Here is a 14,179-nt window from a genome sequence, read left to right as displayed (position 1 = left end):
GAATTATATCGCAAAGTTTCTGGAAACACAATTTCATTGCAAATTGTAATTCTTATTTTTTAAATAATCTTCCTTACTAAAAACACCCTCCTCAAAAGGATAATCCTTAACAGTCTCCTCAATATACTTTTTCATATCATTTTCAAACTTTTCATTTTTCTTTTTTGAATTGATTTTTATATCTTTTATAAAGTTATCAGGAACATATAAAGTTCTTACATTATAGTATTCACTTTCATTTTTTATTATCATTTCACCAACTCCAAATTCTTTTACATTTATCCCCATTTCTTCCAATGGCTCTTTATCAATAACCGAATGAATACCCTCATCACTTTCTGTTTTATGCAAAATCCTAAAAATAGTATTATTTTTAATTGAGTTAGTTATTCCACTACCAACAGAAGTGAAAATCTGTGTCGCATAAAACAATTTAAACCCACTACTTCTTGAAGTTCTAAACAAACTTTCAATAATTTCTTTTATTTTATCTTGTATAAACTTTTCTTCTTTTGTATTTGCTTTATAATCTAATATTTCAGCAATTTCATCAAAGAAGACATAAATATAATAATTAGTAAATTTCTTCTTATTATGGGCTTTTAAGAACTTCTGTCTTGCTTTATTCATTATGTCTAATCTAACTAATTTTTTATAGAGTTCTTTTCTATTATCTGTATAGGTAAAGATTTTATTAGTTTTAAATCTCTTTTCTAAATTTTCGTAAGGTTGGCTTTCAACTCCACCCTTAAAGTCTATAAAATTCAATTCATAAACAGTATCAAAGTTATAAAAAATAGAAAATAATACATGATTTAGGGTATTTGATTTACCACCTCCCGAAGTTCCAAGTAGTGCAAAAGAGTGAGGGAGAGAAGAAAGACTTATATATTTAGCAACTCTTTTTTCTTTAAATCCACCTTCAAATCCTAAAAATAGATAACCTTTTTTCATATAGTCTTTTGGAGATAATCCTTTAATCTCTTCAATACTAGGAGTAGGATTTTTAAATCTAACCATAACCCCTAATTTGTTATATCTCTTAATCTCACAACTACCCATTTTATTTCTTTGTGTCATATTCTCAAATTGTTTTAAAAACTTGTCATATTCCATTGTTTCCCCTGCAACAACTTCATATATATACCCATCTTTTAGTTTTTTCTTTAAATAGTAATTCTCTAATCCAAAGTTTGCTAATTTTCTTTGCTCTATCTTTTTTGAAATAATTGTTTTAATATATAGAAAAGTAAAAATAAACCCTAAACTAATATGTAAGATATAGGTTTTAACTACTTCTATAAATCCACTAACTTTTGAAATAAAATATATATTTTTAATCTCACTAATTATTGAAGAAAATAAGATTTTAAAATTTAGTTCTTGTAAATAATAGATTTTAAAAATAGCAAGGGAAAAAATAAAAGAAGAGATTAAAATAAATAAAATAACTCCTACAACATAGGCACCGTTTAAGTTGCCAAATTTATCATAAGAGCCAAATTCATATTTTACTTTTGTCATTTAATTTTCTTCTATTAAAATTTTTGGTTCTTTTAACATCTCTTCTTTAATCTCTTTATGCTTTTTTATCTCTTCATTTACATTTATAGATACATTATTTGTATTATTAAAAAGCATATTTAAAAGAAGTAAAACAATAACAAATAATCTATAAGGTATCTTTTCAGTAATTAAAAATTTAAAATAATTCATATTCTTCCTTTAATAATTCTATTTCTTCAAATTGAAGTTTTATATACTCTTCATTTGTAAAAAGTTCAGTTTTATTTTTATGACAATTTGTCGCAAGTTTTGATTTTGTATTATGAAGTTCTTCTAATTTAAAATAAGTAGCCACATCCATATTATTTACTGTTGTATCAATTGAAGTATCTATAATCATTTAAAACACCTCTAACAGTCTTTTATCAAGTAATAGTAATAAATCTTTATAGTTATTATTTAAAACCTCTAATTGTTGTTTTAATATTAAGTAATCTTCAACACTTTCAATATATTCTAATCTCTCACAGAATATTAAATTCAATTCTTGTATGTAATGTTCAATCATTTTAAACCCTTTAAAGCTAAAAGAAAAGTTTTCTTTTAGGCTTTTGGTTGATTTAATAAAATAGGTTTTTCAACACTTGAATAGAATGTTCCAAAATCTGTAGAAGCTACATTTACACCTCTAACAACTACTTCTTTTCCTTTGAGATTATCAAGTTCAATTTTTTTAGTGTTTTTTATTTTTATATTAAATAAATCTGTTCTTGTTCCATTACTAACTATACTTTGAATTGTTGAGTGAGTAAGTTTTTTATTTGTATTTTTATCTATTGAAGTGCTTTCAATGATATTATCAACTTTTAAAGTGATTTCTCTATTTATTTTAAAATCTTCATCTATATCAACTTTTTTAATATCACTACCAGCATAAAAAACTTTAATTCCATTTTTGTATTCTTTTGGCTCTTCAACTTTTACAGTTTTACCAAGTAAAGCTTTTAAACTATCTTCTTTATATAGTTTATGAATTTTTACTGTATGTTTTAATAATTTACCATTGTCAAATGAAATGTTTTGAATTTGAAAAGTCCCCTCTTCTTCATTGATTTCATAACCACTTATTTTTACAAATAAATCTACTTTTAAAAAATTTTTCATTGTTTTTCCTTATAATTTTTATATTTTGAAACTTCTTTTTATGTTTCTATTTTTATTATAAGAAGTAATTTTAATTTTTTTAAAGACGAAGTTAGAAATTTTGAAATTTGTTAAAAAAGAAGATTTTAAACCCAAACTAAAAAAAGTTTAGGTTTAGAATTATAGATTTTTTGTATAAAGTATTTTGATATTTTTATCGTTATAATCTTTATACATATCATAAGTTTTAGCAGTTTTTACTAATAATTCAATTCTAATAAGTTTTATATCAGTGATAGTTTTAAGTTGCTGATAACTCAGATTAGTTTTTTTACCATTAGAAGAGTTTCCTATTATAGGTTTAGTAGTGTTATAATTTATAAAATCTTTTGAATAACTTGAATCTCCAGGCACTCCAATTTTACTATCTACAACTTTATATACAAACCTAAGATAATATCCATTAGGATATTTATATTTTGAGATATGTTCTTTTGCTTTATCCTTTTTTATTGGAAAATTAAAATATTTATAAATAACTTTTTTATCTCTTTCATCAATGAGATTTAAATATGTTTCATAAAATTCATTATCTAATCTATGAAAGTAATAGTTATCATTCATAATAGATTTACCAACAAAAAAAGGAAAATATTCTCCACTAAAATTATATTTATCCCGTTTAACCTCTTTTATTAAAAAGAACTCTTTATTTTTAATTTTATCTTCTGCTTTTACCATTTTATCTAACATAAAGTTTTTATTTTTAGCTAATACTTCATTTGCTTCAAATTCATTGTTTATATCTTCCCAAAACTTTTTACTTTGTTTATCAATTAAGAGTTTTTCTTTTCTATCAAGATTATTGTATTTTCCTTGAGCTTCATATAATTTAAATTTTGCTTTTGCCATATAAGCTAAAAAGGCTTCACTATTTGTATCAAAGCTTTTACTTTTTTCAAGGTTATAAAGAAAAAAATCTAAACTTTCATTAGATGTTGTTTCTAAACTTATTGGACTTGAAAATAGTATATTAAAGCATAAGCCTAAAAGTAAAACTATTTTTTTCATTTATTCTCTCCTTTTAGAACTATTTAGTCTCTTGAGGAATAGGTTTCTTAGCAAACATAATCCCAACAATTAAAAGAACAACTCCAACAGCTGTAATTACTCCATATTTTATCCATAAAGATGTCATTGAAGTTCCAGACATTTGAAGTCCCATCTCTATCATTTCATTTCCTTGTGCTCCTATTAAATCTAATACATTTATTAAACCAACAAAGCCAACTAATAAACCTGCTATTATTAAAATTATTCCACCTATTTGTTTTCCAGTCATTACATTACTCCGTCTATGATCTTCCATTCTTTATTTATTTTTTCAAGTTTTACAGTATGTTGTTTTGATTTTCCTTGACTATTTGTTTCTTCAAATTTTACTGTTGCTTCATTTCCACTTGAACTAACTTCTGAATTTAAGATTTTCATTTTTGTGTCTTTTTGTTTTTCCATTACTTCTGTCATTATTTCTTTAAAACAAAAACTTACTGTTTTATTTTGGATTTCACTTGAAAAACTTTGATACCCATTACTTGTTCTATCTAAGACTTTTAAATCAATATTTTCTTTATTTAACAAAGGAATTACTTTATCTTTAAACTTTTTATTTGTTCCACAACTAAAAATTATATTTCTTGAAAATTTATCTTTAATATCTGAACTTACTGTTTTTGATACTTGATTAAAATCTGCATTTTTTAAACCACTTATATAATTTTCAACAACACTTTCTGGGCTACTTTCCATGCAACCACTTAAAACAAGTGTACTAACAACTCCAAGTATTCCTATTTTTATTTTATTTTTCATATTTCTCCTTTTTTTATTTGTTTTAATTTTTTTAAAATTTAAAGTTTTAACTTAACTCCTCCTTTTTTAATATGATTTATCTATATATTTTCTTTGTTCTCTACATAGTTTAAAAACATCATTTTTATTATAAAATCCTGCATTTATTTTTACTGGTTTTAATTGATAACAAACCATTTCATTTAGATACTCTTTTCTAGGATTTAGCTTATAGATATATTTGTTATATTTAATTTTTTCTTGATACATTGTTCCAAAAGTAAAGGTATTATTTTTAAGTTCTACACCCATATTTTTTAGATACCCACTTGAAGAACTTACTTTTTTATTATCTAAGAAGTTTATATTTATCTCTTTACCTATTAAATTTAAGAAGCTAATCTTTTTATTTTTATCATAGTGACTAACTATCCAACTACCTCTTAACTCTTCAAACTTATCAAATGAAAAAAGATTTGTTGTTAGTAGTAAAATACATATTAGTAAATTCTTTTTATACATTGTTTTCCTTTTACTCTGTTATAACAGATTAGATTATATTGCATTAAAACTTAATTTTAGTCTGTAATTACAGATTGAAAAGATTTTTTATTTAAATTAATATCACTCTGTAATAAAAGAGGATAAATTTATGGAACAATTTAATGATTTTGAAGACTTTTCAGAAGAGCAAAAAGAACAATTTTTTAAAAATATTGGTAAGAATGTATCAAGAATAAGAAAAAAACATAAATTATCCCAGTTAAAACTTAGCCAACTAATAGGACATAAATCAACTTCTTTGGTAAGTGGAGCAGAAATTTATTATAATAAACAACATTTCTCATTAGAACATTTAGCTTTAATTGCTTTTGTATTAAATGAAGATATAACAGAATTTTTTAAATCTATATAAACTGATACTTATTAAAATATCCCTCTTCTATCTTTTCAATAGAAAAAGGATTAATTTTTAGTTTCTCAAATTCATAATTGTATATTGGTATTTGTTCATTATGTTTTTTATTATAAATAAGCCATTTTTTGAAATAAACTTTTTGAATAGTTTTTGAGTTATACTCTTTTATATAATTATCAATATTTTTTAAAATACTTCTTTTGAAAGGATCTATATCTTTTTTATTCTTTATCTTTTCAAACTCTTTTTTTATTGCTTGAAAATCTATTGATATTCTTTTAACTTTCTCTTCTTGAAATCTAAAATAACCTTTTAATATAAGTTGCTCTATTTGATAATAAATTGGAATATTACCTCTTTTAAAATATTTTATTATTTTTGGTTTATATTGATTTAAAAATTTATAAACTATCTCTATTTTTTCTTGATTAATATGTCTAAAATTAGAGCTTGTGAAAAATCTTGTTTTTGAAAAATATCTTTTATATTGATTGTAAAAAAGGTTTTCAGATTTTGTTGTTTTTAAAAGATACTTATTTAAGTATGTTGAGGCTTTTGCATTTTTTAGTATTTCAAATGTTGTCTCTTTTAATTTAAAATTATCTATTGTCATAGAATAAACCTCTTCTACTATATTTAAAAAGGTTTTGTCTATATAAAATAATGAATGAAGATGTCCATCTAAACTCTTATGAGGTTCTAGGATTTTTATAAAATCAATGTTTATTACTTCTTTATTAGTTATGTTATTGCTTTTACAATATCTTCTAATTTTATATTTTAATGTGTGGTAAAAATATCTATGAATTTCATTTAATAGTTTTAAACCCTTTTCAACATTTTCTTCAAATTTATCCTTTGAATTAAAAGTATTAGTTTCAAAACCATTTTTATTATATTTATGAAATTGCTTGTTTGGCAGAGTAAAGGTTATAAATACTTTTTCTTTTTGTTTATTTACATAATCTAAATACATAACCTTAGCTATTTTTTTATAGCTATATAATTTATCTTTATTTGATAGGAAGTCTCCTTTTTTATACTCTTTAAATTTTAATTCTACTTCATTTATATCGTTTGATTTAACATCATAATAAAAGTCATTAGCATATTTAAACATACCATTTACTAAACTATAATCTTTAATTTTTTTAGTTTTAATATTTTTTGATTTTAGATTATTTTTCACAAAATATTCAAGCAGTTTTGAAGATTTTACAATATAAGAGTATTCAAGTTTATTTTTTAATTCTTTAATAGTATCAGCATAAGAAAGATTTTTAATACCTAAATTATTTAGATTATATTGTAAGCTATTTAATTGTTTATCACTTAAATTATATCTTGAAAAATTTAATAAACTAACATCAACTTTTGAAAAATTTACACTCAATAATTTAACCTTTTTTTCTAATATACTTATATTATAAGATGTAATTATTGATTTTTTTTAGACTATCTATGAAATTTATAATATTTCTTATACTGCTCACAGTTTATTAAAAGTTAGTCAAGGCAACTTTTAAGAATTTGAAAATTATATATTTTATATGCTTTCTTGGTAGGAGGTGGGGAAGTGAAAAACTTTTGCTATTTTTCACTTTTCCCCAAAAGGGATTAAACTATCTATTTTATATTATAAAAATAGATTGAATAGTTTAAAAATGAGATTTTAGAATTTATCATTTAAGATTATTAAAAAACTATTACTTTTTAATTTACTTATCTAAAATTTTGAATATTAAAAATTGAATTTTATCTCACTATCATTATTTTTTATATCTTCCATTTTACCACTTTTATCAATTACAATATCTTTATTATTCTCTTTTATTTCATTAGTTTCTTCTTTAATAGAAGTTAAATCTGATGGTTCAATTGGTTTCTTAGGTGGTGTATCTTCTTTACATAAATCTATATTATTCTTTTTAGCAAATATTTTCATTCGCTCAACTATATCTTCATTTAATTCTGTTGGCTCCAATATTTTTACATATTCAATAGTATGAAAAATAGTTGATATTATATATTCTTTATCATCTTCTGCAAAAATATAGCATTTATTAGGTAATGTATCTAAACCGTACTCTTTTGAAAAGTCTTGCTTTTCTTCTTCTGTAACGTATAACTTCATATTTGATAATGGTTTAACTTGGAAATATTCAACTATATTTGTATCAATTTCTAATAACACTGTTTTAGATGGTTGATTCTTTTTATATGATTCAACAGAAAGCATTGAGTAACTAGGATTAAATAAATATTTTTGATTAGTGGAAGATTCTTCTACTTCATAATTACTATAAGTTTTATCTTTTAATGTAATTCTTTCAATTTTATCAAAGTCAATTTCATGCTTTAAATCATCTTCATCTACTTCATATCTTAAAACTTTATATTGATTATGTCCCTCTTTCTTATATATAATCTGCATTGGATAAATTGAAAATTCTTCATCCTTATTATATATTTTTATTGTTAAATCATCTAATTCATTTATCGCATCAATAATTGTAGCTTCTATAAAATTTAGTTTATTATGATAGATTGAAGGTTTTATTATATATTTAATAACTTCATCAATATTCTCAAAATATTTAGATACAGTAGAATCATAATGTTTTCCAAGATATCCTAATAAAGAAGGGGTCAGAAATTTCAATACATTGTTATCTATAATCTCATATCTACTATCTTTAAACCAGTTTTTTGAAAACAATGCATAATTTGGCTGTTTATGGTTTAATAGTCTCAAGCATTTTAAAAGACGTAAAGCTTCTTTTGAGGTCGAGTCATTCTTATTTTCTTTTATTTTAAAAAACAGTTTTTCAACTAATTCCTCTTGAGAAACTTCATTATAATATTGATGAATTTTGAATTTAGAAGAATCTACAAATACATTTAAATCATTATTTATACACATAGCTTCAAGTATTGCGTTAGCTAAAATATAAGACTTATTAGTCTCCTTTGGTTTGTATTTAAAGCAGGTTTTTTCTAAAGACTCTATATGTTCTTCAACTTTCTGTCTTAATTTTTCTTCTTGAAGTTCAGATAAATTAAATTTATCACTTAATCTTTCAATTTCATCTTCAACTTCATTGAAGTCAATACTTCTTATTTCTTTTTCTAGTTCTTTTTTCATAATAAATTATACAAATTTAATTCTTAGAGGGAGATTTCCCACACCACTTTGCAAAAATTCCATTATCCATTAAATGACTCTTTAAATAAACAATTTAAAAGTCATTGATGTGTTATTTTAAAATCTATTGTTAAAAAGTTTAAATTTTACATTCTCAATGATTTTAATTTCAGTGTAGACGACAATTTGTCGGAATTTGAATAGGTCAGTCTATTTAAATCACTAGATTAAAATTATGACCTATTCATACCTATTCACTTATTTTTTGTAAGTGAAATATTCATTAAGGAAAAGGCTATGAATAAAACAATTGAAATATTATTCAATGATTTGGTATTTGAGTTTTCAGACTCAAATGAGAATTATAATGTTGTTTATAAACTAATTTCTCAATATCACATAAGTGATTCTATTTGGAAAAACAAAATCACTAAGAGCATAAAAAAAGCTTTAAAACTTGATTGTAAAAAAACTGCTTTGAGAGAATTAAAAATTCTTTTGAATAAATGTTTAGAAAAGAATTTTGAAACAAAAGCGATTTCTGCATTTCCTTACCCTGGTGGTAAGAATAAAATGAAGAAAGAACTAAACTATGCCCTTGAGGTTTTAAATGAAGATAAAACTGAAATAGGTGAAAAATTTGAAATATATGCCGATATATTTTTTGGTGCAGGTGGCTCTTTAATCTCAATGTCTGACAAATTGTCGGAAATTGGAATTAAAAAAGTGATAGTTAATGAATTAAATAAGACGATAATAAATATTCATAAACTAATTAAAGAGAAACCAAATCAACTAATAGATGCATTTTCTAATTTGATAAAAACTAAAGTTGTTTCCAAATTTGGAAGAATTTTTCTTGAAAAAGAGGAATATGAAATATTGGCTTCTGAATTGAAAGAAGAAGTTCATAATTTAGAAAAAAATAATGAAAGAGGTGTTGAAACTGCTATTAGATTCATTCTATTACAATGTATTCAATATTCAAGTAATTACACTCCTAAAGTAACTTTTGAAGTTTCAAACTTTAGTAATAAAATTTATTCTTCAGAAAAAATTGTTGAAGTAATCTCTTCGTTCTCAAATAGAATAAAAAAATACATTCTATTTACAATAAGTTCGACATTGAATTCAAATGTGAAGATGCATGGGAAGTATTACAACAATATAAAAAAAATAAAAATATCTTATTTAACATTGATATTATTTATGTTGTTGAAGATAACACTCCTATTGAAAACTTTTCTTCTAATTATTTTGAAGAACTACAATCTAAAGATATTCCATTAGCAAGAACAAATTATGGTGTTAAAAAATTTGACTCTATTAAATACATTAAAGAGTTGAAATATATTAACTGTATTTATAACAATAATGCACACCCTGCTATTGAATATTATAGGAGAAAATTTGGTTTAGAAAAACTTATTTTCACACGTGTCGAAACTTCTTCTTCGATTGAAAAAGGAGCATATAGACATACGGCAAACGAATACATTGTATTTGGTTTAAAAAATAACTAATAATTGAAAGGAATTATTATGAATAACATTAAGACAATAAAAATTGAACAAGTAAAAATTGGTGAGAGAGTAACTTCTTTAGATACAAAAACTGTGGAACTAATAAAAAAATCTATTAATGAAAATGGACAATATAATCCTATTTCATTAAATTTGATTGATGGTGAATATGTCCTTATTTCTGGTTATCATAGATTGATAGCTCATAAAGAATTAGGTCTTACAGAAATTGAAGCTTCTGTTTATACAGATTTATCAAAAGAAAAAGTTGAGATAATTGAACTAGAAGAAAATATTATCAGAAAACATTTTGATCACTTTGAATTAGGAAAACTAATTGAAAAGTATGATAAGTTATGTTCAAACACTTCAAAAACAAAAAAGGCAAAAGCTAAAAATGAAGAGATTAAAGACAAAACTGGTGTACAACCAAGAGAAATTCAAAGGTCAAGAAAACTTTGGAATGAGTTATCTAAAAATAAATCTTTAATTGAACATTTAGAAACAAAAACAGAACCTTTAGTTAATGAGGATTTGAAAAAGCTTGCTTCTTTTTCAAAAGAAAATCAAGAGATAATTATAAATCTAACCAAAGATTTACTTAATAAAAAAACTTTAAAAAATGCAATTCTTAAAGTAGAACATACAATTGAAGAGAAGATTGAACAGTCAAGGAAACAAAATCTAAGAAAACTTACTTCTAACGTATGTTTTAAGGGTGATTCACTTGAAATCTTAAAGTCAATTCCTAAAAATCACTTTTCACATTGTATTACTGACATTCCTTATGGTATTTCAGTAAAAAAAGAAATGGGGAAAAATACAACTTCTTGTAAAAGTGAAGAATGGGATAAAGATATACCTCCTTTAGAGTTATTTAATGAGATATACAGAACACTAAAGCCTGGTGGTTTTTTTGTAACTACATTTTCTCCAAGAAGCGATTTAATTTTAAATCTTCATGACAAACTTAAAGAAGTAGGTTTTAATATTAAGTTTAATCAACTTTATTGGGTTCATGATCCAAATCTTCCAAGAAGTTATTGGATGGAAGATAAACAAAAAAGTAAAGTTAAAGAAGATGAAGATAATGTTGATAAATCTTCTAACTTTAAAGGTGAAAAGACACCTCATATAGCATCATCAGTTGAGCCAATTATTATTGTACAAAAACCTTTTGAAGATTCAATTTATGAGCATGCTACAAAAGCTCTTAATGATGACACTTTATCAAAAGGGACAATTAATATAGAGGAAACTAAGGTTAATAACAAACAAGTTCAACAACTCATTTCTATTGAAGAAATAAATGAGTTTATTGGAAAAAGGTTTTCAATTAAAAATTGGAGCCAACAAATATTTGGTAATATGATTTTTACTTCTAAACCTAACGAAGAAAAAAATTATAATTACAAGGGTGAAGAAATTAAATCAAAGAATGTAAATTCTAAAAAGGCAAATGACCATGCAAGTGTAAAGCCAGTTGCACTATTTGCGTATTTACTAAAACTTTTTAACACAGATAAGGATGGAATAATATTAGAACCTTTTGCTGGTTCAGGTACAACTCTTATTTCATCAAAACTTCTCAAAATGAATTATTTTGGGATAGAACAAGATGATGGATATTATGAAATCATTAAACAGAGACTTATTCAAGATAAATCATATACAAATGATGATTTAAAATCTAACTTTTTTAACAACTAGTTTAGTAGTGGGATATTTCCCACTACTACTTATTATCATTCTCTATATAAAGGAGATATTACAATGGAAGATAATTTTAAACAATCAGAATATCTAGCTTTAAAATCATTGGTATTAGAACTAAAAGAGATGATTAGTCTTATGATACCTCAAAAAGCAAGTGTTAGTTACTTATCTGAAACTACTGGAAAAAGTAGACAATCAATAAGACAATTTCTTATAAATAATTTTGAACCTGAAGTTGATTATTGGGTTGATGGTGGTAAAATGTTTGCATCACAAAAGGCAGTAATTACTATTTTGAATAGGAGTTCAAAATGAGTAATAGAATAAAAGGTGATGGGGTCTTTAAAATTAGAAAAAATGTTATCTATGTTCACGGTTCTGTAAATGGCAAATTTCATAGAAAATCTACAGGTAAAAAATTAACTCCTGCTACTAAACAATGGATGAAAAAAGCAAATCCATTAGATGTGTTATCAAAATTATTAGATACAGATAGAAATGAAGTCACGACAAATAACTTCGAAAAATTTGGATATATGATACTAGAAGTCACAAGTTCGAGAAGACAACAAGCTAGTCAAAATGAACTTGAAGGACTTTTTAAAAATAGAGTTCTACCAAGTTTTAAAGGTTTAAAAATAGAGGACATAAAGCCTCTTGATATTGTTAATTTACTTGAGAGACAAAAAAAAGAAGTTTGTAACGATAGAGTTAAAAGAATAAAGAATCTTTTAAACATAATTTTTGATTATGCCTATGATAATGAGTTAATCGAAAGAAATCCAGTGCAAACTAGAAGTGTCAAAGCTGTTGATTTATCTTATAATCCTAAAAAAACTGAGGCATACTCTACTGAAGAAATAAGAGTTATACTAAAAAATGCAAAAGGTTGGTTCAAAATATTTTTAGAACTATCTTTCAAGTTAGGATTAAGAACGGGGGAATGTATGGCTTTAAAATGGAGTGATATAAATTTTGAAACTGAAAAACTATCACTTCAAAGAAGTATTACAAGAGGTGTTATTACAGAACAGAATGAAAATTCAACAAGTAATAAAAACCATTTTAGAACCATTCAGCTATTACCAGATTTAGTGAAGTTATTAAAAATTTACTATGAAGTTAGACCTTCAAATGAATGGTTATTTATCAATAAAGATGGTAGATATTACAGAGAATCAAAAACTATAGTTGATTATCATTTAAAACCGTTACTAAAAAGTATAGGAGTGAAATATAAAACTCTATATGCAACAAGAAGGTCATATGCATCTGTAATGAGTTTTGGAGGTGAAAACCTTGAAGATATCCAAAAAATCATGGGACATTCAAAAGGTTCAAAGATAACAGAAAAACATTATATCGACCCTAGAATACTAAAACTAGAGCACGATAAATTAAATGCACAAAAACAACAAGAAATATTTAATATGATGGTTGAAGTTGAGGATAAAGTTTCTCAATCAAAACCAGCATAGTCTACTGCACACATATTGCACAGTAGTTGGTTGAGTTCCTATTTTAAGGGAAATACCTCCACCTTGAGGGGGTAGTGCCTTCGGGTGTATGGGTTCAAGTCCCATCGGTCGCACCATTAATTTTCAAGTAACATATTTAATCTTTAGTTTGTATAATTACACCCTTTTTTGATAACAAAAGTTCTCGAAAAATCCTATATTTCTTAAATCAAAAATAGCTAAATTTTTAACAATATATTTATTAGTGATAATCATTTCTTCATTAAAATATTGATTTAAATTAGGAATATCATCAATTGAAGTAATTCTTAACTTTTGATATAAATATTTCCAATAAAACTTTTCACAAAAAAGCTTATAAAACTCATTAGCATTTTTAAAAGTTTCTTCCTTGAAACTCTTGAACCCTTTTTTAAGGTTGCTAAACTTTTAACACTGTTTATGTCTAACATAAATATTGAGGAATCTTTAATCAATTGCATAAATTAAATAATATGGACTCAAACCTTTTGACTTTGCATAACTCTTTAATAGTTGATACTGTTTATGAGTTGCTTCTTTTGCTTTATAATTTAACTTTTTTAAATATCCATCATACATAAGAATTGCTTTTTTAGCTTGAAATAACAAAGGTATTGCATATTTTTTTGTAATAATCCAAAATTCTAAATCTGCACCATTTAGAACCTCTTATTTTTTGTAAAATGTGAAGAAATTAATTTCACATAATTAAACTTATTGTCAATTTCTCTTCATTTCCAAATTAACCAATCTGTTATAGATTCCTCACCTATTTTTGGAACATTATCAATAAAATCTATGGTTAAATCATCTAAAAATAAATGTTCAAAACACAAATCTTTTCTATTCATCTTCTTTCCTAATTAAAACTCTAGAC

The 14,179-nt window shown here is 24.1% G+C and carries 17 protein-coding genes; 5 read left to right on the top strand and 12 right to left on the bottom strand.

Features of this window, described 5'->3' with window-relative positions:
• Positions 1–33: 33 nt before the first annotated feature.
• The 9 genes from AMRN_RS03760 to AMRN_RS03725 form a co-directional block, all read right to left on the bottom strand.
• On the bottom strand, positions 34–1,524 hold the full coding sequence (locus AMRN_RS03760) for a hypothetical protein (RefSeq protein WP_099312688.1): 1,491 nt from the start codon (positions 1,522–1,524) through the stop codon (positions 34–36).
• Complete coding sequence (locus AMRN_RS03755; RefSeq protein ID WP_099312686.1) at positions 1,525–1,716, bottom strand: hypothetical protein; 192 nt, start codon at positions 1,714–1,716, stop codon at positions 1,525–1,527. It abuts the gene before it with no gap.
• The gene (locus AMRN_RS03750; protein WP_099312684.1) at positions 1,703–1,906 is read right to left on the bottom strand and encodes a hypothetical protein; all 204 of its coding nucleotides are present in this window, start codon (positions 1,904–1,906) and stop codon (positions 1,703–1,705) included. The genes AMRN_RS03755 and AMRN_RS03750 overlap by 14 nt, the downstream gene beginning before the upstream one ends.
• Positions 1,907–2,074, bottom strand: a complete 168-nt coding sequence (locus tag AMRN_RS14170; RefSeq protein WP_165772878.1) for a hypothetical protein — start codon at positions 2,072–2,074, stop codon at positions 1,907–1,909.
• Between the two features lie 35 nt (positions 2,075–2,109).
• The gene (locus AMRN_RS03745) at positions 2,110–2,670 is read right to left on the bottom strand and encodes a hypothetical protein (protein ID WP_099312682.1); all 561 of its coding nucleotides are present in this window, start codon (positions 2,668–2,670) and stop codon (positions 2,110–2,112) included.
• A gap of 159 nt (positions 2,671–2,829) precedes the next feature.
• Positions 2,830–3,720: a hypothetical protein gene (locus tag AMRN_RS03740; protein WP_099312680.1), complete on the bottom strand. Its 891-nt coding sequence runs from the start codon at positions 3,718–3,720 to the stop codon at positions 2,830–2,832.
• A 19-nt stretch (positions 3,721–3,739) separates the two neighbouring features.
• Complete coding sequence (locus AMRN_RS03735) at positions 3,740–3,991, bottom strand: hypothetical protein (RefSeq protein WP_099312678.1); 252 nt, start codon at positions 3,989–3,991, stop codon at positions 3,740–3,742.
• Positions 3,991–4,521 carry a hypothetical protein gene (locus AMRN_RS03730; protein ID WP_099312676.1) on the bottom strand — a complete coding sequence of 177 codons (531 nt, stop codon included), beginning with the start codon at positions 4,519–4,521 and terminating at the stop codon, positions 3,991–3,993. The genes AMRN_RS03735 and AMRN_RS03730 overlap by 1 nt, the downstream gene beginning before the upstream one ends.
• Before the next feature lie 66 nt (positions 4,522–4,587).
• On the bottom strand, positions 4,588–5,022 hold the full coding sequence (locus tag AMRN_RS03725) for a hypothetical protein (protein WP_099312674.1): 435 nt from the start codon (positions 5,020–5,022) through the stop codon (positions 4,588–4,590).
• Positions 5,023–5,152: 130 nt separating this feature from the next.
• Here AMRN_RS03725 and AMRN_RS03720 point away from each other — a divergent pair, with 130 nt between their 5' ends.
• Positions 5,153–5,416, top strand: coding sequence for a helix-turn-helix domain-containing protein (locus AMRN_RS03720; protein ID WP_099312672.1), 264 nt, complete (start codon positions 5,153–5,155; stop codon positions 5,414–5,416).
• Here AMRN_RS03720 and AMRN_RS03715 read toward each other — a convergent pair.
• Positions 5,409–6,812 (bottom strand): hypothetical protein, encoded by a 1,404-nt coding sequence (locus AMRN_RS03715; protein WP_118897360.1) that lies wholly within the window; start codon positions 6,810–6,812, stop codon positions 5,409–5,411. The two genes, AMRN_RS03720 and AMRN_RS03715, sit on opposite strands and share 8 nt — an antisense overlap.
• Before the next feature lie 348 nt (positions 6,813–7,160).
• Positions 7,161–8,564 (bottom strand): WYL domain-containing protein, encoded by a 1,404-nt coding sequence (locus tag AMRN_RS03710; protein WP_099312712.1) that lies wholly within the window; start codon positions 8,562–8,564, stop codon positions 7,161–7,163.
• Positions 8,565–8,861: 297 nt separating this feature from the next.
• On the opposite strand from AMRN_RS03710, the gene AMRN_RS03705 reads away from it, so the two are divergent.
• The 4 genes from AMRN_RS03705 (at position 8,862) to AMRN_RS03690 (ending at position 13,281) form a co-directional block, all read left to right on the top strand.
• The gene (locus AMRN_RS03705) at positions 8,862–9,854 is read left to right on the top strand and encodes a hypothetical protein (protein WP_099312710.1); all 993 of its coding nucleotides are present in this window, start codon (positions 8,862–8,864) and stop codon (positions 9,852–9,854) included.
• A gap of 251 nt (positions 9,855–10,105) precedes the next feature.
• Positions 10,106–11,797, top strand: a complete 1,692-nt coding sequence (locus AMRN_RS03700) for a DNA methyltransferase (protein WP_099312708.1) — start codon at positions 10,106–10,108, stop codon at positions 11,795–11,797.
• 63 nt (positions 11,798–11,860) lie between these two features.
• Entirely contained in the window at positions 11,861–12,118 is a 258-nt protein-coding gene (locus tag AMRN_RS03695; protein WP_099312706.1) for a hypothetical protein, read from the top strand.
• Positions 12,115–13,281, top strand: coding sequence for a tyrosine-type recombinase/integrase (locus AMRN_RS03690; RefSeq protein WP_099312704.1), 1,167 nt, complete (start codon positions 12,115–12,117; stop codon positions 13,279–13,281). The genes AMRN_RS03695 and AMRN_RS03690 overlap by 4 nt, the downstream gene beginning before the upstream one ends.
• 468 nt (positions 13,282–13,749) lie before the next feature.
• Here AMRN_RS03690 and AMRN_RS14165 read toward each other — a convergent pair whose 3' ends face one another.
• Positions 13,750–13,911: a hypothetical protein gene (locus AMRN_RS14165; RefSeq protein ID WP_165772883.1), complete on the bottom strand. Its 162-nt coding sequence runs from the start codon at positions 13,909–13,911 to the stop codon at positions 13,750–13,752.
• Positions 13,912–14,179 lie beyond the last annotated feature (268 nt).

The sequence above is a fragment of the Malaciobacter marinus genome (assembly GCF_003544855.1).
GTDB classification, from domain to species: Bacteria; Campylobacterota; Campylobacteria; order Campylobacterales; family Arcobacteraceae; genus Malaciobacter; species Malaciobacter marinus.
Note: the sequence above shows the minus strand (reverse complement) of the source record. Positions and strands in the feature narration are given on the sequence as shown.